The sequence below is a fragment of the Solibacillus silvestris genome (genome assembly GCF_051967575.1).
GTDB lineage: Bacteria > Bacillota > Bacilli > Bacillales_A > Planococcaceae > Solibacillus > Solibacillus silvestris_B.
Map to the genome: position 1 here is coordinate 132567 of NZ_JBQCJW010000002.1, position 26106 is coordinate 158672.

Genomic DNA, 26106 nt, shown 5'->3' on the forward strand with positions numbered 1-26106 from the left:
CCATAACAAAAGCTTGGTGTATAACAATTTTCCATTTGAAATATTGCTATACTACCAAGCTTATACTACTTTTTCATAGAAAATTACTGAATGCTCTGTACACATTCGCCCAAAGCAAGCTCAATCGCTTTTTGCAAATCACGTGCGGACCAGCCCGGAATTCGGCCATGTTGGATTGCCAGCTCAAATGATGCGGGTATATGAATAAACCCTGCAGCCTTGATTCTTTCATTGTTTGCCGCGTAATATAAGCCTTCATACATAATATTATTGCATAAATATGTCCCTGCAGAATTGGAGATCGCTGCAGGAAATCCGGCCGTATTCAAACGGTTGACAATTTTTCGGATCGGCAATGTCGAAAAATAAGCAACATCCCCATTTTCCCGAATAGGCGCGTCTTCAAAGGCATTGCCGGCATTATCTTTTTCCCCGTCTTTCACATTGATGGCGACACGTTCGGGCGAAATTTTCGTTATGCCTGCAGCCAAGCCTAACGACACAATGATCGTAGGCTTCACTTCTTCGATAAGCTTTAAAAATTGTTCCGGCGCTTTTTGAAAATCTACAGACAGTACATGGCCGACAATTTCATATTGATCGATCCTTTTTCCGTTTAATGCGCGCACAATATCCATCGTCGGATTAATCGGGTTTGTTAAAAAGGGCTCAAACCCCGTCAATAATAATTTTACCATTCGCTCTACACCTCTATAAATTTTTTACAAGCGATGCCATTGTACGGTCAATATATAAATTTCCGTTCGCTTTGTTTTCCAGTAAAATGGAGAAAATATACTGTTTACCGCTTTGCCCCTTTATATAGCCTGACAGCGTATAAACATTTGGGATATATCCTGTTTTCGCGAAAATGCGGTTTTGCAAATCGGCATTCGTTAAACGTTTCCGCAATGTTCCACCGACAAAACGCTCTTTATTGCCTGCGACTGGCAATGAATTGAAAAACGTATCATAATATGGCTCTTGCCGGACTTCATATAAAAGTTGCGAGAGACCATTAGCCGTGATGCGATTTAAATTGGACAGACCAGAGCCGTCCACGAAACGCCAGTTATCCATCGGTATATTCAGTGACTCACCATATGTTTTTAATACTGATACACCTTTTACTGTGCTTCCTTCACCTAACTGCTGTTTTCCCATAGCCTTTACCATAATATCGGCTATGCTGTTGTTGCTCAACTTCATAAATGCCGGGAATATTGCCGATAAGGAACGGGATTCATTTGTATATAGCAGCTTTGCCTGCTGCGGCACTTTTCCTATTTTGATGTTTGACTGCTTCGAAAACTGAATGCCTGAACTTTGCAATGTCAGCTTAATCGCCTGCATCGTGTTTTTCGAAGGGTCCTGCAATGTCACCCATTCCTTCACACTGCTCCCTTGTGGAAGGTTTCCGGAAATGATTATCCGGTTTGTATTGTATGCCCGCTTAATCGTCAGCGTATTTTTATTGCCTTTATTAACGGTTTTCGCCTGATTGGAAATGACCATCCCGCTTAAATTCGGTTCAATCGTATAGCTTGGTTTGGCTCCTACTTTCCCAGGCTTTGCTGTAATAATAATCGTACTTGCATCAAAATCATCGTTCTGTGACATTGTAATCGCGGAAGTGCGGGCCCCGAAATAATACGACTCGTCTGTTTTATCAACACCGGGTGGCAATGTACTGCCGGAAAATACGGTATCATCCCCGATTAAATGGCCATTGACTGTTCGAATTCCATTGCGCTTCAGTATTTTTGCGAATTCCAAAAAATCGTCTTTCTTTAATGTCGGATCACCGCTGCCTTTTATGTAAATATTGCCATTTAGCATATTGCCGTCCATTGTGCCGTCCATATATAAATCCGTTGTAAAGCGGTAATCTTCCCCTAAAATCGACAGTGCCGCCGCTCCGGAGATTAACTTCATATTTGAGGCTGGACGCATAAGCTTATCCCCATTATGAGAATAGACGATTTTACCGCTCTCTACATCGCGAATCGTCACCGCCACATTGCTTTTCCCTAAATTTGTAGTAACAGCTCCGTTAATCGACGCGAAACTTTGAATAGGCAATGACAAGAATAACACAAATAACAAGACAAGCTGTATAAGCTTTTTCATAACTGTTCCTCCGCTTTTTTTTAATTTACTGTAAATTCATTATATCAAATTATGCCATTAAAAATGTAAAAAAACATGCTTTGCATCAAATTTGTGCAAAGCATGGTTTTTAATTCTTATTGAACACGCATTTCATCGATTAATGCTGGGCGGAATTCGCTATCGCGAAGCATCGCAATTTCATGTAAATACGGCGCTTTTTTATTTTTTGCATCTGCACCGACAAATGGTGTTTCCAAAATTTTCGGCAAGTGCATCAACTGTGGATGATGAACGATATATTTCATCGCTTCAAAGCCGATTTCGCCGAAGCCGATATTTTCATGACGGTCTTTCGCTGCGCCACGTACATTTTTTGAGTCATTAATGTGCAGCACCTTTAAACGATCTAAACCGATCACTTTATCAAATTCATTTAAAACACCATCAAAATCATTTACGACATCGTAGCCAGCGTCGTGAATATGACATGTGTCCATACAAATCGATAATCGTTTATTGTTTGCTACACCATCTATAATGCGGGCCAACTCTTCAAATGTACGGCCGATTTCGGAGCCTTTACCAGCCATCGTTTCCAATGCGATCTGTACAGGATAATCCTGTGTCAGCACTTCATTTAAGCCTTCTACAATGCGCGCAATTCCCGCTTCGACACCTGCACCAACATGAGCACCTGGATGCAGGACGATTTGCGTTGCTTCCAATGCGGCTGTGCGTTTAATTTCCTCCTGGAGGAAATTCACGCCCAGCTCGAAAGTTTCAGGCTTTGTCGTATTGCCTAAGTTAATGATGTATGGCGCATGTACAACGATATTAGAAAGGCCATTTTCTTTCATATGCAATAGACCATTCATAATGTTCAGCTCTTCGATTGGCTTACGACGCGTATTTTGGGGTGCGCCTGTATAGATCATAAATGTATTCGCACCGTAACTAAGCGCTTCTTCACTTGCACCTAAAAGCATTTTCTTGCCACTCATTGAAACATGTGAACCTAATAACATTCTGCTTTCCCTCCATTTAACGAACAAACAGGCTGCGCAGAAATATCATTCTAAGCAGCCCCTTGTATCATTATTTATTGTTGCGGCGCGCTTTAATACGGCGTTCACGTTTTTTAACTTTTTCCATTTCCCATTTCATATTACGTTTATAGCCTGGCTTCACCTTCTTCGGCTTACGTACTAGGGCCTTGGCTTTTGCATCAATTTCATCTTCTTTACGCTCACCTTTACGGTTGGCACGCTGGTGACGGTCTTTCAAATCAGACCATTCGCCATTTTTAATATCTTTTTGTACAAATGGAATGCCCATTTTTTCGATGCGTACAACTGCATCCTCATCTTCCGGCTGGTATAACGTAATCGCTGTTCCTTTTGAGCCGGCACGTGCTGTACGACCAACACGGTGAATGAAGAACTCCAAATCTTCCGGGATTTCGTAGTTGATGACATGTGAAATTCCTTGAATATCAATACCGCGTGCAGCCAAGTCTGTTGCTACGATATACTGGAATTCCAAGTCGCGGATTTGCTTCATCATTTTTTTGCGGTCGCGCGGGGATAAATCGCCATGAATTTGCCCTGCCCGAATGCCCTGCTCCGCTAAAAAGCCTGCTACATGTTCAGCAGTTTTACGCGTATTGCAGAAGATTACAGCTAAAAATGGGTTAATCCCTTTAATAACATCCATTAAGCGACTGTTGCGTGACTTTGAACGCACCGGTACTAATACAAAATCAATACCTTCCGCTACAGGGCGTTTATCATTCATATGAATATGAACAGGTGCATCCATATATTTCTTCAAGAACGGTTTTAATTTTTCCGGGATTGTCGCAGAGAATACAAACATTTCAAGCTTCTCGGGCATATGTGACGCAAAGCCATCAATATCTTCAATGAAGCCCATATCGAATGCTAAATCGGCTTCGTCCACTACAAGAATTGGTGCAGTGTGTACGAGCAGCGCATTTTCCTTCACTAAATCTTTAATGCGCCCTGGTGTACCTACTACGATTTGCGGCTGTGTTTTTAAACGATCGATTGTACGTTGTTTATCTGTCCCGCCGATAAATAATTTTGTTGAAATTTCCGTTCCTTCAACAAGTTGATTTAACGCATCGAAAATTTGCTGTGCCAATTCTCGTGTCGGTGACGTGATAACTGCTTGTACTTCTTGTTTTTCCTCTGCAATGCGCTGCACAATCGGCAATAAAAAACTATGTGTTTTCCCTGTACCTGTATGTGCTTGTCCGATTGCACTCTTGCCTTTTAATACGAGCGGAATCATTTCTTTTTGAATCGGTGTCGGCTCTGTAAATCCAAGCTTAGCAATGGCGTCCTGCAAAAATGGCTTGAATTGATAATCCGTATATTTTGACATTTTTCGTACCTCCTTACATCTGTCCTATTGTACCATGTTTCGTACATTTAAGTGACCATCTGCATATCATAACGATAAATAGTTTCAACGTCAAACAGTTGAGATGAATTTATGAAAGAATTGTGCAATTTCATGACGATTTTAAGAAAGGAGTTCGTTATGCGCCCACCATATTACTTTCCACCTCAAGCTTTGATGAATAGAGCGCCAGTTGCACCGCGTTTTCCGATGTATGCACCTTATGTAATGCGATCACCTTATATGAACCAAATACCTGTACCACCTCAAATACCGCCGCAAGCTGTCGGAGGTGCACCGAAACTCGAATCATTTTTGGCAGGTGCAAACTCATTATTTAATAATGCGCAAAAATTTACCCCATATATACAGCAGGCTGCCCCGATGTTTAAAAATTTGCCGGCTTTGTGGCGGCTATACAAAGGCTTCAAAGACACGCCTGATGATCCATTGGAATCCTCCACTGTTGCCATGCCAAAAGAAAGACCTTTTAGGGCAAGACCTTCTAGGCAAACAGAGGAGCCCGTCCGTTCTGCAACACCAAAACCTTCCGTGCCGATGATTTTTCAGCCGCCTTTTGAGTAAAACAAAAAAAGCTACCCATTTTATGCAAAATAAGAGCAGAGTCATATTTTTTTGTTGCGGCATACGACTCTACTCTTTTTTGTTATGGAGTAGCTTTTTATTCTGCTTTACAATTCCCCTTAATCAAAGATTGCTTGACACTCTTCTTTTTCAATGATCCGTTTCGTTTGCATCCGATTTTCTTTTTCCAAATAATTTATTGCTAAATTTGCGCCTTCTTTAGCAAACGCTATGGCTACAAAAGCTGTATTGATGCTGCATTAAAATAAGACCGAGTTTTCTTCCAGCTCTTTTTCAACTTTTTGCAATAGCTCATCTGCATCTTCCGCTTTTATTAAGTCGCCATTTACAATCGCAAATATATGGCACTCACAAATTTCACAGTTTGATGTACACCCTGATTCCGTTATATCCACATCATCGCGCTCAATTAGCACATCATACGCATCTGCAGCACCAAGCGATAAATTCGTCATGCAAAACTCCACTTGATTTTTTAATGTTTGATTTTTATTCCGTTTAAAAAATGAAAACGCCATTTCCTTCCCCCGCTTTATCTAACTTTTATTTCTTACATTATACCGAATTTTTAATACAAATCATTGCCGGTATTTCCGCAAAATAACATGAGACAACTTTTTTTGGCTGTTGAATTCCCTTAATATCATAGTTTAGCATAGAAATCGGTAAGCGAACTTTGAATAAAGCATAGACGTCCTATATAATAAAGTTACAGGGCTTTGAAAGGAGTTTCGTACAATGAAAGTTATTAAAATTAACCCTCGTGGTTACTGTTATGGAGTAGTTGATGCTATGGTAATCGCACGCAACGCTGCACTTGATCCAACATTACCAAGACCAATCTATATTTTAGGTATGATTGTGCATAATAAACATGTTACAGACGCATTTGAACAAGATGGCATCATTACATTGGATGGGGATAATCGCAAAGAAATTATTGAACAGGTGGAACAAGGTACTGTTATTTTCACAGCTCACGGCGTATCACCGGAAATCCGCGAAATCGCTAAGCGGAAAGGTCTTGTATCAATTGACGCCACTTGCCCGGATGTTACAGTGACACATGATTTGATCCGCGAAAAAACAGCGGAAGGCTATGACATTATTTACATCGGTAAAAAAGGGCATCCTGAACCAGAAGGCGCAATTGGTGTAGCGCCCGACCATGTTCATTTAGTGCAGTCGATGAAAGATATTGATAATTTATCATTTGAAAATGAAAAAATTCTCGTTACAAACCAGACGACGATGAGTCAATGGGACGTCGCTTTCCTGATGGATAGTTTAAAAGAAAAATTCCCGCATGTCGAAGTGCATAAGGAAATTTGCTTAGCGACACAAGTACGTCAAGAGGCGGTTGCAGAACAAGCGGGTGAGGCTGATTTGTTAATTGTAGTTGGTGATCCGAAGTCAAACAACTCCAACCGTTTAACACAAGTTTCAGTGGAGATTGCAGGCACACCTTCCTACCGTATTTCCGATATTTCAGAACTGAAAATCGAATGGCTTGAAAATGTTGAAACAGTTGCAGTGACAGCAGGTGCATCCACACCGACGCCAATCGTAAAAGAAGTAATTTCGTTCTTGGATAAGTTTGATAAAAATGATCCTTCGACACATGAAATCGTACGCTCGGTTACACTGGACAAAATTTTGCCAAAAATTAAAGCGCCAAAACCTGTCGAAAAAATAATGCCATATTAATTGATATGAAGGGGCGACTCCCAGGGAAACTGCAAAAGGACGCTGATAATCTGTTTTTTTCAGGACTTCAGCTTCAATTAGCAGGTTTTTCATAAAACTAGCAATCGGGCGCATTTCTTCAGGAAATGCGCCTGTATTCATTTTGAGGACTATTTTATTATCTAGGTGAAAAGAAATTAGTTTTACCTAATCAGTTAAAAAAGCTGGTTCTTGCATTGGGTATGAAGGGTGCCCGCTCTTATCGGTTTGGAAATCAGGTTAAGCTCCTCATCAGATGAATAGACGGAAAATTTCCGCTTATTTAGAAAATTGTGCGAAAAACAGCCTAAATAGAGGTAGAATTTCCGCCTATTGATTTGAAAAACGTAAAAATAGAGGATTTCGCTTCCTTTAACCGGAAATTCTACGCTTATTTTACTTGCCCTAAATTGTGATGCATCTTAATTAGGGAAAGGCCATCCATCCCTAATGCTTTAAACTGAAAACCTTCAGTTGATTTCTAGATTTTTAAAATCCTTAGCTTTCCCTATCCCTAAAAAGCGTCCCGCAACGGAAACCAATTTCACCGTCTGCAAAAATATTACTTTCCCCATAGAGAAAAACCGTATTTTTGTTTTGTCTCAGCATGTTTTATAGCGGGAGGATAAAATACTGATTAATCGGTCTCCCTACACTTCCATATTGAATATCAACCCTGATTAAATGATTTTTCTCCATATAGTCCAAATAGCGACGTGCTGTGACACGGGCTACACCGATGCCTGATGCAACATCATCCGCCGAGGCACCGTTTACAGTTTGTTTTAAAAAAAGCAATACTTTATCCATCGTTGCGCGATTAAAGCCTTTAGGAAGCTCCTGGGCAATGGAGGCTATTTGTACGACCTCTTCTTTTTGCTGCCATGCTTGGCCGATTATTTCGTCCAGTTCTGCTTGTGTAACATCCTCTGCTGTATGCATCTTCTCTTTGAATTGACGGTACTGGATTAACGTTTGCTCCATCCGTTCAAATGTAAATGGCTTCATAATATAATCAAATACACCTAAATGCAAAATTTGCTGGATCGTTTGTACATCATTAGCTGCTGTTACGGAAATACAATCAATATTTATATTTTGCTGACGAATTTGACGCAATGTTTCAATGCCATCTTGCTCTGGCATAAATATGTCCATCACCACTAGATCCGGCAATAGATCTTTAATTTTTTCGACCCCTTTAATTCCGTTTGATGCCATATCGATTACTTTAAATCCTTCCACACGCTCAATAAATTGACGATTTACTTCACGCACCATCGGATCATCTTCTACTAATAATACTTGAATGGTCTTCACGAAAAAGCCCCTCTCTTAAAACTCGAATGTCAGGATAAATGTCGTGCCTTTGTTCACTTCACTCGATATCTCTATTGTACCATTACCTTTTTTCACAATTTCATTAATCAAAAATAAACCAATGCCCCTATTTTCGTTTTGTTTCGTCGAAAATCCGCTTTCAAAGATTTGCTGCAGATTTTCTTCGGAAATCCCGATACCGTTGTCCGTCACCATAATCGCCAGCATACCATCGTTATCATCAATGGATATCACTACTTCCTTTTGATTCCGCTCCACCCCTACAAGTGCATCAAAGGCATTTTCGATCAAGTTGCCGAACAATAAAACAAAATCATGGTGATCCAACAGCTCAGGAAATCTTGTCAGCTGACTTTCTTCATCGATTGTTACCTCAATACCAAGTTCATTGCCGCGACTTATTTTACTTAGTAATAAGCCTGATATATTTTCATTATAAATGCGTTCATTCAGAAATTTTGTCACTTGATCATGCTGAATTTTCACTTGCGATAAATAATCGAGTGCCTGCTTATTATGACCAAGCTGTAAAAGGCCTGCAATCGTATGCAGCTTATTTTTGTATTCATGTGTCTGAATGCGCAATGCCTGGACAAATGCCTTAACACCTGTCAATTCTTCGGCAAGTTGTTTAAATTCAGTCAAGTCTTTAAAAACAGCTACCGCACCGACCGTTTTGCCATTTACATAAATCGGGATGCGATTGCTTAGAATACTGTGATTGTTCACATAAATTTCTTGGTTATACACCGCAAGCCCGTTTTCAACAATTTCAGGAAGGCGCGTATCTGGCAGCACATCATAAATATTTTTGCCAATATACATTTTAGGATTGCCGCCTACCCCCAAAATGCGGCTTGCCTTTTTATTGAAAATCGTAATCACCATATTTTTATCCACCGCGATAATTCCTTCATGCATCGCATTGAAGGTTTCGGTACGCTCGACATACATCTTGGCTATTTCCTGAGGCTCCAATCCGAACATTTGGCGTTTTATATGACGGCCTAATATATGCGCCCCCCAAATGCTAAAAAGAATGGAAAGCAATACAGTCACAATGATACCGGTCATATTTTCGGCAAGTATATCCCAAAATGTCGGCAATGCAAAGCCAACGACGACAACGCCAACTTGTCTTTTTTGCTCGTTTAAAATTGGTACAAAAGCCCGGATTGTCTTGCCTTGTTCTCCAATTGCTTTTGAAATATAATAATTCTCGCTAAATGCAGCATGCATATCCGTTGAATTGCTCTTTTGTCCAAGTTGGTTCGGGGATGGATGTGATAATTTTATGCGATTCATATTCATAACGACAATGTATTCTGCTTTATTGATAATTTCAATGTCATGAACAATATGTGTAATATTTGTTTGCGCCACTTGTAAATTCTGCTCTTCAAGCTGCTTTTGAATGTCCGGCAAATCGGAAACTGTCCTTGCCACCAGCATGGCACGCTGACCTAGCGTTTCTTCATGTTCCCGTGTTAAATTGCTTAACATTAAGATTCCCGCCACTAAAAAGGAAAAGGCAATAATGAAAAATGTAAGCAGCACAATTTTTCCGTTCATCGTTAATTGTTTAATTTTCATTTTGTGCCTCCTTTTTTGCTATATAATATAACAAACATATGGAATGTTCGGAGATTTTCTACAGCATTCATAAAAGTTTCAAGATAAATGAGGTGATCCAATTGCGTTTTTACATTATAACCGCCATGGTTACGGTTGTTCTATTAATCATTTCCATATCCTATCGTTTCGATGTTTGGAATTCAAAAGACTTGCCTTATGACGATGAGCAGGTCGGGCTAGATGACCAAATTGTAATTAATTTTAGTCATGTCGTTGCCGAAAATACACCAAAAGGACTTGCGGTAATTAAATTTGCCGAACTTGTAAAAGAAAAATCGGATGGCAAAATCATTGTGCAAATTTATCCGAACGGCATTTTATACAATGACGTAAATGAATTGGCTGCACTAAAACAAGGCGATATCCAAATGATTGCACCTACGATTTCAAAAATGACGAAAGCACTTCCCTCCTGGCAAGTTCTTGACCTGCCATTTATTTTTGAAAACGACGAGCAAATATATGAAGTGCTTCATGGCGAGCTGAGTGAAACTTTGCTGCGTGAATTGGACAACATCAATGTGCATGGATTAACATTTTGGCATAACGGCTTTAAGCAAATGGCCTCAAATTTAACACCGCTCCTTGAAGTAGAACACTTTAAAGGAGTTACAGTCCGCATAATGCCAAGCGATATTTTAAAAGAGCAGTTTACATTATTGAAAGCTAAGCCCATTGTGACGACATTTAATGATTTATATGCCGCCATTCAGAATAACGAAATTTTCGCCCAGGAAAATACACTATCGAATTTATATTCAAAGGGCTATTATTCAATGCAGCCGAGCATTACATTATCGAATCACGGCATACTCGCATATGGCGTGATGATGAATAGCGATTTTTGGAAATCCCTTACTGACGAACAGCAGCAAATCATTCAAGATTCACTTGATGAAATGCAGCGCTGGCAACATGATCAAGCAGTCGCTATAAATGCGGAAAATTTCCAGCAGCTGAAAACGAATGAGGACATCCAGTTTTACACTTTTTCAGAAATACAACGCCGGCAATGGATGGAAGCATTGCAGCCGATTTATAATTCATACGAAAAATTAGGTAATAAGGATTTTTTAACACAGCTTCGCAAAGAAATTCAAGATGCTAAATAACATAACAAAATGAACAATATTAGACTACTTATGAAAATGAGTAGTTTTTTTATTTTGTTATAGTACAAAATTTTATATCTCAGCAACAGTATTATAACAACTAAAACCCTTGATACATAAGCACTTAACGGATTCTATTTAAAAATCGAACAAAATGAACGATAAGTTTTTTATTATCAAAATAAATATTCTGAATAATCATGCGCTATTATTGCAAATGTAAACGTTGTCATAAATAAATTCAAGGGGGAACGAAAGTGAAATTACTAAAAAATCTAACAGTCCAAGTAATTATCGCTATCATTTTAGGTGTTGTCGTTGGTGCAATTTGGCCAGAGTTCGGCGCAAGCCTGAAAATTTTGGCAGACTTATTTATTAAATTAATAAAAATGTTAATTGCTCCAATTATCTTTTTAACAGTTGTTATCGGTATTGGCGGAATGGGTGATATGAAAAAGGTTGGTAAAATCGGTGGTAAAGCATTACTTTACTTCGAAATCGTATCAACAATCGCTCTTGCTATTGGTATTTTGGTAGCTGTTGTCATCAATGCAGGTGCTGGAATTGATACATCAAAAGCCGGTGATACGGATATTTCGAAATATACAACTGCTGCAGAAGAAAATAGTGAGGCTGGCTTAGGCGGTTTCATTTATGAAATTATCCCGGAAAACTTTGTTGGTTCATTAGCTGAAGGTGCTTTACTGCCAACTTTATTTGCTGCTGTACTATTCGGTATTGCCGCGGCATCATTAGGAGAAAAATCCCGTCCAGTTATTACATTTTTTGAACAAGTATCTGAAATTTTCTTTAAAATTGTCGGCATTGTTATGAAATTCTCGCCGATTGGTGCATTTGGTGCGATGTCATACACAATCGGCAATTTTGGTTTAAGTTCATTAAAATCACTCGGTCTGCTAATGGCCGCAGTATATATTACAATGTTCCTGTTCGTTATAGTCGTTCTTGGCATTATCGCGAAATACTTTAACTTCAACATTTTCCGCTTCATTGCCTATATTAAAGAGGAAATTTTTATCGTAATCGGTACATCTTCTTCAGAATCGGCTTTACCGGCGATGATGCGTAAATTAGAAAACTTTGGCTGCGGCAAGCAAGTAGTAGGCTTGGTTGTCCCTACTGGTTATTCATTTAACTTGGATGGTACTTCGATATACTTGTCGATGGCGGCATTATTCATCGCACAAGCATACGGCGTCGATCTGTCATGGCTGGAAATCATCACACTTCTCGGAATATTAATGATTACTTCAAAAGGGGCTGCCGGTGTAACAGGTTCCGGATTTATTACCTTAGCTGCAACTTTGGCAGCATTCCCAATGGTGCCGCTTGAAGGTATAGCGCTATTGATCGGGGTTGATCGTTTCATGTCTGAAGCTCGTGCCGTAACAAACTTAATCGGTAATGGAGTGGCATGTGTTGTTGTTTCAAAATCGGAAAATGACTTCGATGAGGAAATGGCTGCAAAAGCGATTTCTGCAAGAAACTAAAATAATGAAGGCTATGTTAAATGTCAAAACGACTTTTAACATAGCCTTTTCCCTTCCCAGGAGTGCCATGCCGTTACTCACCCAATAAGCCTGCCTTTTCCTATGGATTTTCATATTCTCTCTTTCACTACGTCAGGCTATTATTGCTGTTAAATTAGAGGATTCCTATTTGAGCTATGGTAAACTAAAAGTAAATTAGAGCTAGCGAGGTGACTTTTTATGCCGGATTGGTCTTATCATCCTTTAAAAAAGATTGTTTTAAATAAATTGGAAGCTAAAAAAAGCCGTCTATTCATTCATCGTTCCATGCGAACAGTCGCTTCCCTCCCAGGCGGAAAACATTTAATTGAATTTTTAGGTCACAATCAGACAAGTTCGCTTTTACATATAACTATAAACAATACCAATTTTAAATCACCCATCGGGCTAAGCGGCTCACTTGATCCTGAGCTGACAGGTATGGCTGCCTTTCAAGAGCTTGGATTCGGCTTTTTGGAAATAGGCCCGGTCGTTTTCCGGGAGCCTTCTATCCAAATACCGCCACGATGGCAGCAAAATCGTATCTCCTTTTCCCATTCAGGCGAAAAGGTATCATTGAAAAAGGCTTTGCAATTAGTCACAACGGAAAATTTCCATGTCCCGCTTTTTGCAAGACTGGATGAAAACTTATGTGCGGTAGGCTTGCATCGATGTATTGAACAGCTCTCCCCATTTGTCGATGGCTTCTTTTTATATGCAGAACAGCTTGAGCAGCTTCATGAGGAAACAGGGGTATCTATATACCAAATTATCCCCTCTTCCAAATTTAAAAACAATATTCGGCTTGCGAAAAACGTTCACGGTGTCGTGATTGAAGTTCCTTATTTAACGACAGAAGACTACAGCATCGAACAGATTGACGGCTTGCATACATTGAAAGAAGCCGTGCAAATTATTAAGAAGAACTACAGTGATCTTCCTATTATTACTAATGGGGGAATCAATTGTCCATCAGACGCCGTTATTCTGCAGGAGGCGGGTGCGGATTTAATGATGCTGACAGAAGGCTATGTGACAGCGGGACCTGGTTTGCCGAAGCGGATCCATGAACGATTTTTATATAATATTGTCCAAAAAGTCCCTTCCCGGCAGTGGCATTGGTCGTTTTTATTTGGCCTTGCCATTTTTATCGGGGGGCTGATTGCTCTTTATTTTGCGCTTACAACGGTTATTTTGCAGTATGACGAAAAATTCATCGGTTTGACCCGCGAGCAATTGGAATTAGTCAATCCGAAAATTTTAGCCTTTATGGCACATGATCGTATGTCGCTTGCAGGAACAATGATTTCAGCCGGTATTTTGTATATGGCACTTGCCTTTTTCGGCATACGCCGCCAGCTTCATTGGGCAAAAATCGCTTTTCATAGTGCCGCGGTTACCGGTTTTTTAGGCATTTTACTTTTTATCGGCTATGGTTATTTCGACTGGCTGCATGGACTATTCTGGGTCATCCTGCTCCCTATTTACACTCTAAGCTGGCGCGAATGCAAAAAACTTACAGGCAGTCCGCATTCATGGCATGAAACAAATAATCAGGTATGGATGCGAGGGGTATACGGCCAGCTTTTATTTGTCATTATGGGGTTTTCGCTATTGATCGGAGGCTTTGTCATTTCATTCATCGGGATAACTAAAGTGTTTGTTACGACGGATATAAGCTTTTTATGCATGCCTGCTGAAATGCTTCAATCCATAAGCGATATGCTCATTCCGGTCATTGCACATGATCGCGCCGGATTTGGCAGTGCGCTGATTAGCGTAGGCATTCTTGTTTTATGCCTTGCTCTTTGGGGATTCCGTGCAGGCGAGCGCTGGCTTTGGCTTATATATGCTTTCGGTGCGCTCCCATCTTTTTTGGCAGGCATTGGGACACATTTTGCGATTGGCTATACAAACTTCATCCATCTGCTCCCGCTCTATTTTTTAGTAGTGCTCTATTTGTTGGGCTTAGTCTTGTCATATCCGTATTTAATGCAGCAAAAAAATCAATGATCGATGCAAAAAGGGCTGTTCCGGAAATTTTCCGAACAGCCCTTTTGCAATTTTTTCGCATTCAATTACAGTGCATCAAATAAATTTAAAAGGCTCTGTATGAATGTTCGATTGGATAAACTTAACCGGCAATTTTTTTTCATTGCATAATGCGGCCATCTTTTCCGCAACCCCTTTAATCATTACTTTTTCAACATGATGTCCAGGATCGACAATATTCAGGCCATTTACTTCCGCATCTTGTGCCATATGGAAGCCAATATCCCCTGTCACAAATACATCTGCCCCAGCAAATTTTGCGGTTTTAATATATTTATTGCCGTCGCCCCCAATAACTGCGACCTTTCGAACAATATGATTCAACTCGCCGACAACACGCAAACACGGAACGTCCAATTGCGCCTTGACAAACTCAGCGAATTCTTTGAGGGTCATCGGTTCTTTTAGCTTCCCGATACGGCCTAGACCTTGCTCGTTTGTCGCAACATCCATCGTAAATAAATCATACGCTGGCTCTTCATATGGGTGGTTGTTTAGCATCGCCTTCAATACTTTATTTTTCATCGATTGCGGGAAAACAACCTCAATCTTTTCTTCATGTTCCACATGCAATTCGCCGATTTCGCCTACTGCTGGGTCGGCACCTTCAAGTGCGCGGAAACGGCCTTTGCCAGCCAATGTATAGCTGCATGCCTCATAATTTCCCAGTCGTCCTGCTCCAGCTTTCGCCAATATATCACGCAGCGCATCCGCATCGTCTATAGGCACAAATACAGCAAGCTTCATCATTTTTTCCTCATAGGACATTTCCAAAATTCGGCGATTTTCCAATTTCAAAGCATCCGCCAATAAATCATTTACGCCACCTGGTGCCACGTCCAAATTCGTATGTGCCGCATATACCGCAATATCATTTTTCAAGCATTTCTCATAAAGTGCACCTTGCGGATTGTCGGTGCGCAAATTTGACAGCTTCATAAAGATCGGAGGATGATGGGCAATTATAAGCTCACAGCCGTTTTCGATTGCTTCGTCCACAACTTCATTTGTAACATCCAATGTTACAAGCACTTTTGCGACAGGCTTATTTAAAGTCCCGATGGCCAAACCTATCGGGTCATTTGGCATACATGCAAATTTTTTGGGTGACCATGATTCGAATAGTTGAATAATTTCGTTGCCGTTTACCGCTCTCACGCAATCGCCTCCTGTACAATGTTAATTAAATGGTCAAGTTGTTGATGCTTCTCTTGGTTTTCCGGTGTTTGCTCCGCTTCGGAGATCGCTCGTTGAACACGTTGCCAATTAGCGATTTCACGTGACCATTTATTAATGAAAATGGGTGATTTTGCAGTCATTAAATTTGGTCCCAGCAAAATCTGAGCTTCCGTTAATTGCATTTCACCTCGTTGTAATACGAGAATTTCGTATACTTTGCCGTCTTCCTCCAATATGATTTCATCCTGGATTGCCCAGCCTTGTCCAATGGCCCATTCCCGTATTACTTTTGCATGAATATTCGGCTGTAAAATTAAACGTGTCACGGATTTTAACGCCTGTGGATGCTTTTCTAAAATTGATACGATCAACGGACCACCCATACCTGCGATCGTTACGGCTGTAATCCCGTCTTCTTCCTCTACAGCTGCTAACCCATCAGCCATACGCACCGTAATTTTATCGGTCAATCCTTCTGTGCGCACTTGTTTCACTGCCGATTCATAAGGCCCTTTAACAACTTCCCCCGCCACTGCACGGGAAGCAATTCCTTTATGGACTAAATAGCATGGCAAGTAGGCGTGGTCGCTTCCAATATCCGCCACAACCGCACCTGTAGGCACAAATGACGCCACCATTTCTAATCGTTTCGAAAGTTTTTGTGCGTTCATATTCTACATCCTCATTTCTATTTCACAAATTACTTTCATTATATAGAACTTTTGCAAAAACGTCTCATTATAAAGCAAAACTTAGACAAGCGGAAATATACTGATTGGTAGACTTCTCCAATCATAGTTATACTTAACAGTGATATTTCCGGCAATAAAAAAAGTGCAGAACAAGGATTACTCCTTTTCTACACTTTAATATGGATTAAAGACCAGAAATATACTCTGCTACCGCGTCTGCTTCAGCTTCGTTATTAAGAATTGCCGGCATCATGCCGTTTTCCGAACCATTTAATGCGAAGTCTTTAATATGTTCGGCATCTAAACCAACGATTGAAGGACCTCCACCGCCAGTTAAATCACCACCGTGACATGAAATACAGTTCTTTTGAGCGATTTCTTCACCGTTTAATTCAGCTGTTTCACCTGAACTTTCACCGTCCGCACTGTTTTTATCAGCTGCACCCTCAAATGACATGAAGAAAATTAGTCCGATACCGAATGCCATGATAAGTACGTAAGGAATAAGTGGATTGTTTTTCATTGCGTTCCCCTCCCTCATTAAATATTCTATTTCTTGCTAGACATAGGCCTAGTAAACAATATTAATTGTACTTGATTCAATAGAAAACGAAAAGACCTATTGAACAACTTTTACTAGCTTTGTAACAATTTTTCCAATTTGTCATTTCTATTTCAATATATGTCTTGCAATTACCATTTTCTGCACTTCAGATGTGCCTTCACCGATTTCCAGCAACTTCGCATCCCGTAAATAGCGCTCTACTTCATATTCTTTCATATAGCCGTAGCCGCCATGAATTTGAATTGCTTCATCGCAAACTTCCATCGCCATTTCCGAAGCATAATATTTTGCGATTGCAGCCTCTTTACCGAATGGGCGTCCTTGATCTTTAAGCCATGCCGCTTTGTACACAAAAGTTCTTGCTAATTGTATCTTTACCTCCATATCAGCGAGCTTAAACTGTGTCGCTTGGAACTGTGCCAATGTTTTACCAAATTGCTTGCGTTCTTTCGCATATTGAATTGCTTTATTCAGTGCGCCTTGTGCAATCCCTACCGCCATTGCGGCTATTCCGATTCGGCCCCCATCAAGCGTCGTTAAAAATTGCTTGAATCCATTTCCGCGCACGCCTAATAAATTTTCTTCCGGGACATGCACATTATCTAAAATAAGCTCTGTCGTATTGGAAGCATTGAGTCCCATCTTTTCGTATTCCGACTTTATCGTAAACCCTTGCGCATCGGTCGGGACGATAATAGCGCTTATTTCTTTATCGCTGCCATCGCGACCCGTAATGGCTGTTAATGCTAAATGTTTTGCATAGCTTGCATTTGTAATAAACACTTTTGAACCGTTAATCACGAATTCATCATTTTCTGTATAAGCTGTCGTTTCCGTACCACCTGCATCAGATCCGGCGTTCGGCTCTGTTAATCCAAATGCGCCGAATGATTCCCCGGTACAAATTGGTGTCAAATATTTTTCCTTTTGCTCTTCTGTACCAAATAAATTCAATGGGGCTCCGCCTAATGAAATATGCGCCGAGTACGTTATGCCAGTCGATGCACATGTACGGCTTAGTTCTTCGGTTACGATGGCAAAACTAATCGTGTCCGCACCTGCTCCGCCATATTTTTCAGGGAATGGTAAACCCATTATGCCCATTTCCGAAAGCTCCTTAAAAATTTCGGCAGGGAACGCTTTAGTTTTATCTCGCTCTATAGCCCCGGGTGCCACGACTTCATCTGAAAATTCACGTATCATCTTTTGGAGCATCGCTTGCTCTGTCGTTAAATCAAAATGCATACCATTCATCCTCTCAGCCTATATTCACTTCACATCTATTGTAATCTAAAAATATCGTTTTTCACAGAAAATATATGCATTTTATAGAGAATATTGTAGAAAGGCAAAACAAAAAGCTATATAGAATAGTTTTCCGCTTTCTATATAGCTTTATTTTGTGAACTTCGCCATTTTATTCAATTTGAAATTTTATGCATTGGCCGAAAATACAAATTATGTATTTTATAGGAAATATATCCAGGCACCGATTATTGCAAGTAAACCAAGCACTCCCGAAATTGTAAAGTAAACAATTTTCATCATAATCCCGCTTAATAGCCAAAATATGCAATTGACGATGAGAAAAATATACAGCATTTCATTATTCCCGGCAAAATACGTCGTACATACTTTTACTGTAACTCCCAAAGTCGATAAAGCTGTAGCTAATTGCAACATTATCGCCAATAGATGATTTCTTTTGGCAAAATATATCGCCCCGGTAAGACAGCATGCTGCAAAGACTGCTGCCACTGCAATGACTACCCATTCGAATTGGATTGTAAACAGCAATAATAAAATGACAATTGCCACAACCGGGAAAAACATTGCCATATTCCAATTTCTGCGCTTTTCTACATTGCGGACAGCATTTTTTGATTTCCCAGCTATTTCCTCATTTTGATTGCCTTCCGAATAAAGCGTCATTAAAAAATCGCAATATTGTTCCGGCAGCAGCTTGTTTTGTTTCCAAAATGTGATTTCGTTCATAATAATTTGCTTTTTCTGATTTGACATGACTTCGCTCCAAATCTATAAAATATACTTAGATTATATGTAATATTGTAAGTAATTTCCTAAAGGTCGACATCAGTAAAAAGTAATAACATAAATCGGTGATCATATTACTTTTAGACTAAATTTCTTTATTTATATGAAAATTTATGCATTGTTTCTCATGGAAAAAGGAACTATCCATTGAGGAATCTCCCGAAAATCCGAAGCAATTGAAACTATTATCTTTATGATTTATCCTTCTGAAACCTCGTCCCTCAACAAAATAGACTACTATAAAAACAAGGCTGCCACGAAAAGAATCAATAATATCGATCTTTTCGGACAGCCCTGTTTTTTTCTTCTGTATTGAATCTATTCTAAGAAATCTTTTAAACGTTTTGAGCGTGATGGATGGCGCAATTTGCGTAAAGCTTTTGCTTCGATTTGACGAATACGCTCACGTGTTACACCAAACACTTTTCCAACTTCCTCTAGAGTGCGAGTGCGCCCATCATCTAAGCCGAAACGTAGACGTAATACATTTTCTTCACGATCTGTCAATGTGTCGAGCACATCTTCCAATTGTTCTTTTAATAGCTCATATGCTGCATGATCAGAAGGAGATTGTGCCTCTGAATCTTCAATGAAGTCACCTAAATGTGAATCATCTTCTTCCCCAATCGGCGTTTCCAATGATACGGGCTCTTGTGCGATTTTTAAAATTTCACGCACTTTTTCAGGTGTCAGGTCCATTTCTTCCCCAATTTCCTCTGGAGAAGGCTCACGGCCCAAATCTTGAAGGAGCTGACGTTGTACACGGATTAATTTGTTGATCGTCTCCACCATGTGTACAGGAATACGTATTGTACGCGCCTGATCCGCAATCGCACGTGTAATCGCTTGACGAATCCACCATGTCGCATATGTCGAGAACTTGAATCCTTTACGGTGATCAAACTTTTCAACCGCTTTGATAAGCCCCATATTTCCTTCTTGAATCAGGTCAAGGAATAGCATGCCGCGACCTACATAGCGTTTCGCAATCGATACGACAAGACGTAGATTTGCTTCAGCTAAACGTTTGCGGGCTTCTTCATCGCCTTGCTCAATTCGCTCTGCCAAACGGATTTCTTCCTCTGCAGAAAGTAGATCCACACGTCCAATTTCTTTTAAATACATGCGTACCGGGTCATTAATTTTAACGCCAGGAGGAACACTTAAATCATTTAAATCAAAAGCTTCTTCACTGGATTCTTGCTTAGAGAGCGCTTCTTCTTCAAATTCTTCTTTACCTTCAACAGTTATATCATTTTTTTCGATTTCATCGGCAAAATTGAAAATCTCCTCATTTTCCAGTTCGAAAAACGCCAATGTATCAGAAATTTCCTTCATTGACATTTCGCCAACTTGTTTTGCTTTAGCTAAAAGCTGCTTTTTTACCTGCTCTAATGAAACCCCGTTTACCACCGTATCTTTTGAATGTTTTGACTTGTCCGCCATAAACCTTCCTCCTTCTAAAAACAAATCGCGTTAAACGCCCATTTTTATCTTTCTGCTTAATTCGATAATCTGCTGGGCAATCTCAAGTGCTCGTCTATGCTCATGCATCTTTTCCGCTTCTTTTTGATTATGCTTTAATTGTTCTATTTCTAGTTCTAATCGACGTTTTTCGATTTGTTTTAAACAATCGGTAATTTCCGCTTCTCCATTTTCAGGGTCGCGTTCAAGCAACGCGGCATCCATCACAATTTTGCGTAATTCATTATCATTTAAAACTTCGACGAAACGATGAAAATCAGCCGTTTCATATTCTTCGTAAAACCCAATTAAACGAACGAATACCGATAAATATTCCTCGTGGATAAAAGGCTCATTATTTCCCTCTCTGAGCACTTTATTCACAACATTTACATCATGCAACATATGAGCTAAAAGTATACTTTCCGCACGATCAGTCGCATCTTTTTTCCTCTCCCTTTGGACAAAGGGATCTGGTGCTTTTAACTTATTTGGATCACGTTTCTGCTCCTTCACGTTATCCGCGACAACTTTCCGCAGCTGCGTACTAATCGCCTCCTGGGAAATATTCGTCTCGTTTGCAAGTTGACGAATGTATAAATCCCGTTCAGTAGGTGAAGTATTATTTTTTAATGTTTCAAGAACTTCTTGAATGTATTGAAGTGTGTCATTCTCAAATTGAAAATTTTTGCCGCGTTTCGCATGCATCATCATAAATGCAATATACGCGTGCGGCTTTTCGATTATTTGGTTTTTAAATGCTTCTTGACCATGTGTGCGTATATATTCATCCGGGTCAAGTTTATCAGGTAAAACGGCGACTTCCACTTTAATCTGTTCTTCATGAAGCATTTGTGCAGCACGTTTTGCCGCCTCAAAGCCAGCATTATCACCATCATAGCAAACTGTAATTTGCTGAACTAAGCGTTTGAGCTTTGTAATATGCTGGGGGGTAAGTGACGTGCCCATCGTTGCTACTGCATTAAAAATGCCTGCCCGATTTGCTGCTAAAACATCAATAAAGCCTTCCATTAAAACAACTTGTCTTAATTTTCGAATCGATGCCCGTGCCTTGTCCAAATTATAAAGCACTTGACTTTTATGGAAGATAGGCGTTTCAGGACTATTTAAATACTTAGCATCTTCGCCATCTTTATTTAAAATCCTGCCCGAAAATGCAATTGTCTTTCCATTTTCATCTCGAATCGGGAACATAATCCTTCCACGAAAGCGGTCAAAATAACTGTTGTCGCTCTCTTTTTGAATAATAAGGCCACTTTCAGCCATTTCCGGCAAATCATACCCTTTGCGCTCCAACAATATAGTGAGCGTGTCCCAATTCGGTAAAGCCCATCCTATCTGATGTGTTTCGATTTGCTCGCGCGTAAATCCTCTTTCAAGCAAATAATTTAATGCAGGTTCGCCGTCTTCTGTATTCATTAAAATATGAAGATAAAATTCCGCTGCAAAAGCATGCGCCTCTCGCATTTGCTGCTCTTTCTTTGAAACGACCGTATTCGACATTTTTTGCTCGGACGAAAGCTCCATTTCAAGCGGTATACCCGCACGTTCACTTAATTTAATGAGCGCGTCCGGAAACGACAAATGTTCGATATCCATTACAAAAGTGATTGCGTTCCCTCCCGCACCACAGCCGAAGCAATGAAAAATCTGCTTATCTGTGGACACGGAAAAAGAGGGTGTTTGCTCCCCATGGAATGGACATAATCCAAAATAGTTGCGCCCTCTTTTCGTTAATTGCATATAATCGCTAATAACATCGACTATATCAGACTGCGAGCGAATTTGTTCAATCACATGTTCAGGTATTTTTCCAGCCACATTATCACCATCTACACTATTCGAGATGAATTACAAAAATCCTCTAAATTACGACAAAATTTATTGAACAAATTTGTAACTACTCTTATAATAAATATTTTTACCACAATTTTATTATTATAAAACAAAAAGCCTATTGTTGCTATATATTTTCGAAAAAATAATCATATTACAGTTAAAAATAACGAATTTTAGCAATTTATACGATTTCCTATGAAACGAAAGTATATAAAAAACAATTTTTCCAATCTAAGAAAATTATGCTGTTCGCACCAAAAAAACCTCCTCCATTTACTGCGAGAGGTGGTTTTGGCTGTTATTTACATTCAAGCTCCAGCATATCCAATATTTTATGGGCTGTTTCTTCCACAGCTCGATTTGTCACATCGATAGCCCGACATCCTATTTTATCAACAATCCTATAAAAATAGCTAATTTCCTGCTCAATTCTTGTATGTTGTGCATAGAAGGCATCTTCCATTAAACCTAAAGTAATGAGGCGCTCTTTTCGGATATTATTGAGCTTTTCGGGTGTGATGACTAATCCGAAACACTTTTTCGGATCAATTTGCATCAATTCAACGGGAGGATCTACTTCCGGGACGAGTGGCACATTCGCTACTTTATATCTTTTATGAGCCAAATATTGCGATAAAGGGGTTTTGGAAGTTCTCGAAACACCGATTAATACAATATCAGCCAGTAAAATTCCTCTTGGATCTTGTCCATCATCATATTTTACGGCAAATTCAATCGCTTCGATCTTTTTGAAATAATCGTCATCCAATTGATGCACCAGCCCTGGCTTTTGCAATGGTTTTTCATTAATGGAAGTTTCGATTAAATCGAGCATTGATCCTAGCAAGTCAATGATAGGCACATTGTTTTCAGCAGCGATTTTTTGAAGAGCTTGCCGCATTTGCTTTTCAACAAGCGTATATACAATCGTCGCCTCATTTGCGATTGCAATTCGAACAATTTTTTCAAGCAGTCCAACATTATTTATATGTGGAAACTTGCGAATTCTCACTTTTTCAAAATTAGGCCGAAATTGGCTAACTGCCGCTTTTACAGCTGTTTCCCCTGTCTCCCCAACCGAGTCGGATACGACAAAAATCGTCAATTTTTTCATAAAATCTCCTATAAATCATGAGTTTCAGCTAACGAAATAAACGCTCGCGTAATATTCGTTTTTGTTAATCGGCCGATGATCACCATTCCATTCTCTGTTTCTTCTACAACAGGCATGGAATCAATCTCTCGTTCAATTAATTTTTTAGCAGCAAATACTAATGAATCAGAGTTGGAACAATAGGCGATATTAGGCATTCTCGTCATAATAATATGCACCGGCATTTTATTTAAATCCTGGGTTCCAATGCTGGATCGCAATAAGTCTTTTCGGGATAATACACCTTGCAGCATTTCATCTTTATCCACGACAAAAAGTGTTCCGACATCTTCGGAAAACATATGAATAATCGCGTCATATATCGTCATTTCTTCAGAAACAACTACAGGTGCGGACTGAAAATCCTTCACTTTTAAATTCAGCATCGATTCCGCAAAGGCAACCGTTGATTTTTTCCCCGCATAAAAATAGCCGACACGTGGTCGCGCATCTAAAAATCCTGCCATCGTTAATATGGCTAAATCCGGTCTTAAAGTGGCGCGCGTTAATCCAAGGCGCTCAGCAATATGTTCGCCCGTAATAGGGCCATTCTCTTTTACAATGTGCAAGATCGCATCTTGACGTTTATTGAGTTCGATTGGACTCACCCGCTTCAAATAATGTTATACTTTTTCCTTAATTATTATATACTATTTTCTTCTATATTGCGAAGAAAACAATCCCATGCTACAATATGAGCGAACAATATACTTGTTCTGTTTCTATCTTCATATGCAGGCGATGAAGGGACTAATAAGTATCAATTCTAACATGAGCGAGTAGGGAGAGTGCAAGCCTACACTGAATTGAGAAACGGCACCCCTGAGCTCATTTTATAAAAGAGGTTTTTATTTATTTAAAAACAAGCGGGGTGGAACCGCGGGTATATCGTATTGATGCACTCGTCCCCGGGCATAAGTTATTGTGCCCGGAGACGGGTGCTTTTTATCTTTATTGATCATTAATTAATAGGAGGGATTTTTCATGGCAGAAAAATCAATGGAAACAATTGTATCATTGGCAAAACATCGCGGATTCGTATTTCCTGGATCTGAAATTTACGGTGGTTTAGCAAACACTTGGGATTACGGCCCACTTGGAGTAGAACTTAAGAACAACGTAAAAAAAGCTTGGTGGCAAAAATTCGTACAAGAATCTGAACATAATGTAGGCCTGGATGCAGCTATTTTGATGAACCCAAAAGCATGGGTTGCATCTGGTCACGTAGGAAACTTCAATGACCCGATGATCGACTGTAAATCATGTAAAGCGCGTCATCGTGCAGATAAGCTGATCGAGGATGCTTCTTTAACGAAAACAGGCAAAGAAATTATCGTTGACGGGATGACATTTGATCAAATGAAGGCAAAGATGGAAGAGCTGGAAGTAGCTTGTCCTGATTGCGGAAAAATTGATTTCACAGACATTCGTCAATTCAACTTAATGTTTAAAACTCACCAAGGTGTAACAGAATCTTCATCAAACGAAATTTATCTGCGTCCGGAAACAGCGCAAGGCATTTTCGTAAACTTTAAAAATGTACAGCGTTCTATGCGTAAAAAGACACCATTCGGCATTGCCCAAATCGGTAAATCTTTCCGTAACGAAATTACGCCAGGCAACTTCACGTTCCGTACCCGCGAATTCGAGCAAATGGAATTGGAATTCTTCTGTAAGCCAGGCGAAGACCTTGAGTGGCACGCTTATTGGAAAGAATTCTGCAAAAACTGGCTTCTTGCTTTAGGTATGAAGGAAGACTCGATGCGTCTGCGTGACCATGAAGATGATGAGCTGTCACATTACTCAAATGCTACTACAGATATCGAATTCCGTTTCCCATTCGGCTGGGGTGAGCTATGGGGCATTGCAGACCGTACAGATTACGACTTAAAACAGCATATGGAACATTCAGGCGATGATTTCACTTATATTGATCCTGTTTCAAATGAGCGCTATGTTCCATATTGTATTGAGCCATCTCTAGGTGCTGACCGTGTAACATTGGCATTCTTATGCGACGCTTATGAAGAGGAGCAATTAGAGGGCGATGATACACGTACAGTATTACGCTTCCACCCTGCTTTAGCTCCATTTAAAGCAGCTGTATTACCACTTTCTAAAAAGTTATCGGATGAGGCGAACGATGTATGGGCTGAACTGCGCAAATCATTCCCTGTTGATTTCGACGAATCACAGTCAATCGGTAAACGCTACCGCCGCCAAGATGAAATTGGTACACCATTCTGTATCACATTTGATTTTGATTCAAAAGAAGACGGTCAAGTAACAGTACGCCACCGCGATTCAATGGAGCAAATCCGCATGCCGATTGCAGAAGTAAAAGCTTATATCGAAAAGCATTTAGTATTTTAATTTCAGTTTTGTTGTTAAGATTACACAGGCATGCGGATTTGCGACGAGGATTGACGCTTTGCGGCAACCGCAGGAGCACACGCTTTCCGCATGCCGATTGCAGAAGTAAAAGCATATATCGAAAAGCATTTAGTATTTTAATTTCAGCTTTAGTTGTTAAGATTACACAGGCATGCGGATTTGCGACGAGGATTGACGCTTTGCGGCAACCGCAGGAGCACACGCTTTC

Annotated in this window: 22 protein-coding genes and 1 pseudogene; 6 read left to right on the plus strand and 17 right to left on the minus strand. The window is 39.9% G+C overall.

Translation table 11 applies throughout. From position 1 onward, the window contains the following. Positions 1 to 83: 83 nt before the first annotated feature. From ACTHOQ_RS01925 to ACTHOQ_RS01940, 4 genes are all read right to left on the minus strand, one after another. Positions 84 to 698 (minus strand): pyroglutamyl-peptidase I, encoded by a 615-nt coding sequence (locus ACTHOQ_RS01925; RefSeq protein ID WP_440493979.1) that lies wholly within the window; start codon positions 696 to 698, stop codon positions 84 to 86. Between the two features lie 13 nt (positions 699 to 711). Then, entirely contained in the window at positions 712 to 2130 is a 1419-nt protein-coding gene (gene dacB / locus ACTHOQ_RS01930) for a D-alanyl-D-alanine carboxypeptidase/D-alanyl-D-alanine endopeptidase (RefSeq protein ID WP_440493980.1), read from the minus strand. A gap of 116 nt (positions 2131 to 2246) precedes the next feature. Continuing rightward, positions 2247 to 3137, minus strand: coding sequence for a deoxyribonuclease IV (locus ACTHOQ_RS01935; RefSeq protein WP_440493981.1), 891 nt, complete (start codon positions 3135 to 3137; stop codon positions 2247 to 2249). A 70-nt stretch (positions 3138 to 3207) separates the two neighbouring features. Further along, positions 3208 to 4518 (minus strand): DEAD/DEAH box helicase, encoded by a 1311-nt coding sequence (locus ACTHOQ_RS01940; protein WP_440493982.1) that lies wholly within the window; start codon positions 4516 to 4518, stop codon positions 3208 to 3210. Positions 4519 to 4677: 159 nt separating this feature from the next. Between ACTHOQ_RS01940 and vrrA the strand changes: the two genes are divergently transcribed. Beyond that, a complete protein-coding gene (vrrA, locus tag ACTHOQ_RS01945; RefSeq protein WP_440493983.1) occupies positions 4678 to 5121 on the plus strand; it encodes a VrrA/YqfQ family protein in 444 nt (147 codons plus the stop codon). Positions 5122 to 5264: 143 nt separating this feature from the next. On the opposite strand, the pseudogene ACTHOQ_RS01950 reads toward vrrA, so the two are convergent. Beyond that, positions 5265 to 5360: pseudogene (locus tag ACTHOQ_RS01950) on the minus strand (NAD(P)-dependent oxidoreductase); the annotation flags it as partial. 21 nt (positions 5361 to 5381) lie between these two features. Beyond that, positions 5382 to 5660, minus strand: a complete 279-nt coding sequence (locus ACTHOQ_RS01955; RefSeq protein ID WP_440493984.1) for a YuzB family protein — start codon at positions 5658 to 5660, stop codon at positions 5382 to 5384. Positions 5661 to 5880: 220 nt separating this feature from the next. Between ACTHOQ_RS01955 and ACTHOQ_RS01960 the strand changes: the two genes are divergently transcribed. Then, positions 5881 to 6849, plus strand: a complete 969-nt coding sequence (locus ACTHOQ_RS01960) for a 4-hydroxy-3-methylbut-2-enyl diphosphate reductase (RefSeq protein WP_440493985.1) — start codon at positions 5881 to 5883, stop codon at positions 6847 to 6849. A 630-nt stretch (positions 6850 to 7479) separates the two neighbouring features. Here ACTHOQ_RS01960 and ACTHOQ_RS01965 read toward each other — a convergent pair. After that, positions 7480 to 8187, minus strand: a complete 708-nt coding sequence (locus ACTHOQ_RS01965; protein ID WP_440493986.1) for a response regulator — start codon at positions 8185 to 8187, stop codon at positions 7480 to 7482. A gap of 15 nt (positions 8188 to 8202) precedes the next feature. Beyond that, entirely contained in the window at positions 8203 to 9801 is a 1599-nt protein-coding gene (locus ACTHOQ_RS01970; protein ID WP_440493987.1) for an ATP-binding protein, read from the minus strand. Positions 9802 to 9902: 101 nt separating this feature from the next. Between ACTHOQ_RS01970 and ACTHOQ_RS01975 the strand changes: the two genes are divergently transcribed. From ACTHOQ_RS01975 to ACTHOQ_RS01985, 3 genes are all read left to right on the plus strand, one after another. Beyond that, positions 9903 to 10955, plus strand: coding sequence for a DctP family TRAP transporter solute-binding subunit (locus tag ACTHOQ_RS01975; RefSeq protein ID WP_440493988.1), 1053 nt, complete (start codon positions 9903 to 9905; stop codon positions 10953 to 10955). A 257-nt stretch (positions 10956 to 11212) separates the two neighbouring features. After that, positions 11213 to 12466 carry a C4-dicarboxylate transporter DctA gene (gene dctA / locus ACTHOQ_RS01980; RefSeq protein WP_440493989.1) on the plus strand — a complete coding sequence of 418 codons (1254 nt, stop codon included), beginning with the start codon at positions 11213 to 11215 and terminating at the stop codon, positions 12464 to 12466. 219 nt (positions 12467 to 12685) lie between these two features. Further along, positions 12686 to 14497, plus strand: a complete 1812-nt coding sequence (locus ACTHOQ_RS01985) for a beta/alpha barrel domain-containing protein (protein WP_440493990.1) — start codon at positions 12686 to 12688, stop codon at positions 14495 to 14497. Between the two features lie 75 nt (positions 14498 to 14572). Here the strand turns inward: ACTHOQ_RS01985 and ACTHOQ_RS01990 are convergent, their stop codons facing one another. The 9 genes from ACTHOQ_RS01990 to ccpN all read right to left on the minus strand — a co-directional run bounded on the left by ACTHOQ_RS01990 (position 14573) and on the right by ccpN (position 24112). Beyond that, a complete protein-coding gene (locus ACTHOQ_RS01990; protein WP_440493991.1) occupies positions 14573 to 15694 on the minus strand; it encodes a Nif3-like dinuclear metal center hexameric protein in 1122 nt (373 codons plus the stop codon). After that, on the minus strand, positions 15691 to 16386 hold the full coding sequence (locus ACTHOQ_RS01995) for a tRNA (adenine(22)-N(1))-methyltransferase (protein ID WP_440493992.1): 696 nt from the start codon (positions 16384 to 16386) through the stop codon (positions 15691 to 15693). Before ACTHOQ_RS01995 ends, ACTHOQ_RS01990 begins: the two co-directional genes overlap by 4 nt. Positions 16387 to 16591: 205 nt before the next feature. Next, complete coding sequence (locus ACTHOQ_RS02000) at positions 16592 to 16930, minus strand: c-type cytochrome (RefSeq protein WP_440493993.1); 339 nt, start codon at positions 16928 to 16930, stop codon at positions 16592 to 16594. Positions 16931 to 17077: 147 nt separating this feature from the next. Continuing rightward, the gene (locus tag ACTHOQ_RS02005) at positions 17078 to 18217 is read right to left on the minus strand and encodes an acyl-CoA dehydrogenase family protein (RefSeq protein WP_440493994.1); all 1140 of its coding nucleotides are present in this window, start codon (positions 18215 to 18217) and stop codon (positions 17078 to 17080) included. A gap of 222 nt (positions 18218 to 18439) precedes the next feature. After that, entirely contained in the window at positions 18440 to 18994 is a 555-nt protein-coding gene (locus ACTHOQ_RS02010) for a hypothetical protein (RefSeq protein WP_440493995.1), read from the minus strand. Positions 18995 to 19345: 351 nt separating this feature from the next. Next, on the minus strand, positions 19346 to 20473 hold the full coding sequence (gene rpoD, locus ACTHOQ_RS02015; protein ID WP_191702496.1) for an RNA polymerase sigma factor RpoD: 1128 nt from the start codon (positions 20471 to 20473) through the stop codon (positions 19346 to 19348). Positions 20474 to 20503: 30 nt separating this feature from the next. Continuing rightward, entirely contained in the window at positions 20504 to 22333 is a 1830-nt protein-coding gene (gene dnaG, locus ACTHOQ_RS02020) for a DNA primase (protein WP_440493996.1), read from the minus strand. Between the two features lie 316 nt (positions 22334 to 22649). Then, entirely contained in the window at positions 22650 to 23465 is an 816-nt protein-coding gene (locus tag ACTHOQ_RS02025) for a pyruvate, water dikinase regulatory protein (protein WP_440493997.1), read from the minus strand. A gap of 8 nt (positions 23466 to 23473) precedes the next feature. After that, positions 23474 to 24112, minus strand: a complete 639-nt coding sequence (gene ccpN, locus ACTHOQ_RS02030; RefSeq protein ID WP_440493998.1) for a transcriptional regulator CcpN — start codon at positions 24110 to 24112, stop codon at positions 23474 to 23476. 376 nt (positions 24113 to 24488) lie between these two features. Here ccpN and ACTHOQ_RS02035 point away from each other — a divergent pair, with 376 nt between their 5' ends. Next, a complete protein-coding gene (locus ACTHOQ_RS02035) occupies positions 24489 to 25877 on the plus strand; it encodes a glycine--tRNA ligase (RefSeq protein ID WP_440493999.1) in 1389 nt (462 codons plus the stop codon). Positions 25878 to 26106 lie beyond the last annotated feature (229 nt).

Excerpts from the sequence above, each read along its gene's own strand:
- ACTHOQ_RS01925 (WP_440493979.1), bottom strand. The coding sequence starts at position 698 with ATGGTAAAATTATTATTGACGGGGTTTGAGCCCTTTTTAACAAACCCG.
- ACTHOQ_RS01985 (WP_440493990.1), top strand. The coding sequence starts at position 12,686 with ATGCCGGATTGGTCTTATCATCCTTTAAAAAAGATTGTTTTAAATAAA.
- ACTHOQ_RS02035 (WP_440493999.1), top strand. The coding sequence starts at position 24,489 with ATGGCAGAAAAATCAATGGAAACAATTGTATCATTGGCAAAACATCGC.
- ACTHOQ_RS01955 (WP_440493984.1), bottom strand. The coding sequence starts at position 5,660 with ATGGCGTTTTCATTTTTTAAACGGAATAAAAATCAAACATTAAAAAAT.
- ACTHOQ_RS02000 (WP_440493993.1), bottom strand. The coding sequence starts at position 16,930 with ATGAAAAACAATCCACTTATTCCTTACGTACTTATCATGGCATTCGGT.
- ACTHOQ_RS02010 (WP_440493995.1), bottom strand. The coding sequence starts at position 18,994 with ATGTCAAATCAGAAAAAGCAAATTATTATGAACGAAATCACATTTTGG.
- ACTHOQ_RS01995 (WP_440493992.1), bottom strand. The coding sequence starts at position 16,386 with ATGAACGCACAAAAACTTTCGAAACGATTAGAAATGGTGGCGTCATTT.
- ACTHOQ_RS01960 (WP_440493985.1), top strand. The coding sequence starts at position 5,881 with ATGAAAGTTATTAAAATTAACCCTCGTGGTTACTGTTATGGAGTAGTT.
- vrrA (WP_440493983.1), top strand. The coding sequence starts at position 4,678 with ATGCGCCCACCATATTACTTTCCACCTCAAGCTTTGATGAATAGAGCG.
- ACTHOQ_RS01935 (WP_440493981.1), bottom strand. The coding sequence starts at position 3,137 with ATGTTATTAGGTTCACATGTTTCAATGAGTGGCAAGAAAATGCTTTTA.
- ACTHOQ_RS01940 (WP_440493982.1), bottom strand. The coding sequence starts at position 4,518 with ATGTCAAAATATACGGATTATCAATTCAAGCCATTTTTGCAGGACGCC.
- dacB (WP_440493980.1), bottom strand. The coding sequence starts at position 2,130 with ATGAAAAAGCTTATACAGCTTGTCTTGTTATTTGTGTTATTCTTGTCA.
- rpoD (WP_191702496.1), bottom strand. The coding sequence starts at position 20,473 with ATGGCGGACAAGTCAAAACATTCAAAAGATACGGTGGTAAACGGGGTT.
- ACTHOQ_RS01970 (WP_440493987.1), bottom strand. The coding sequence starts at position 9,801 with ATGAAAATTAAACAATTAACGATGAACGGAAAAATTGTGCTGCTTACA.
- ACTHOQ_RS02005 (WP_440493994.1), bottom strand. The coding sequence starts at position 18,217 with ATGCATTTTGATTTAACGACAGAGCAAGCGATGCTCCAAAAGATGATA.
- ACTHOQ_RS02025 (WP_440493997.1), bottom strand. The coding sequence starts at position 23,465 with ATGAAAAAATTGACGATTTTTGTCGTATCCGACTCGGTTGGGGAGACA.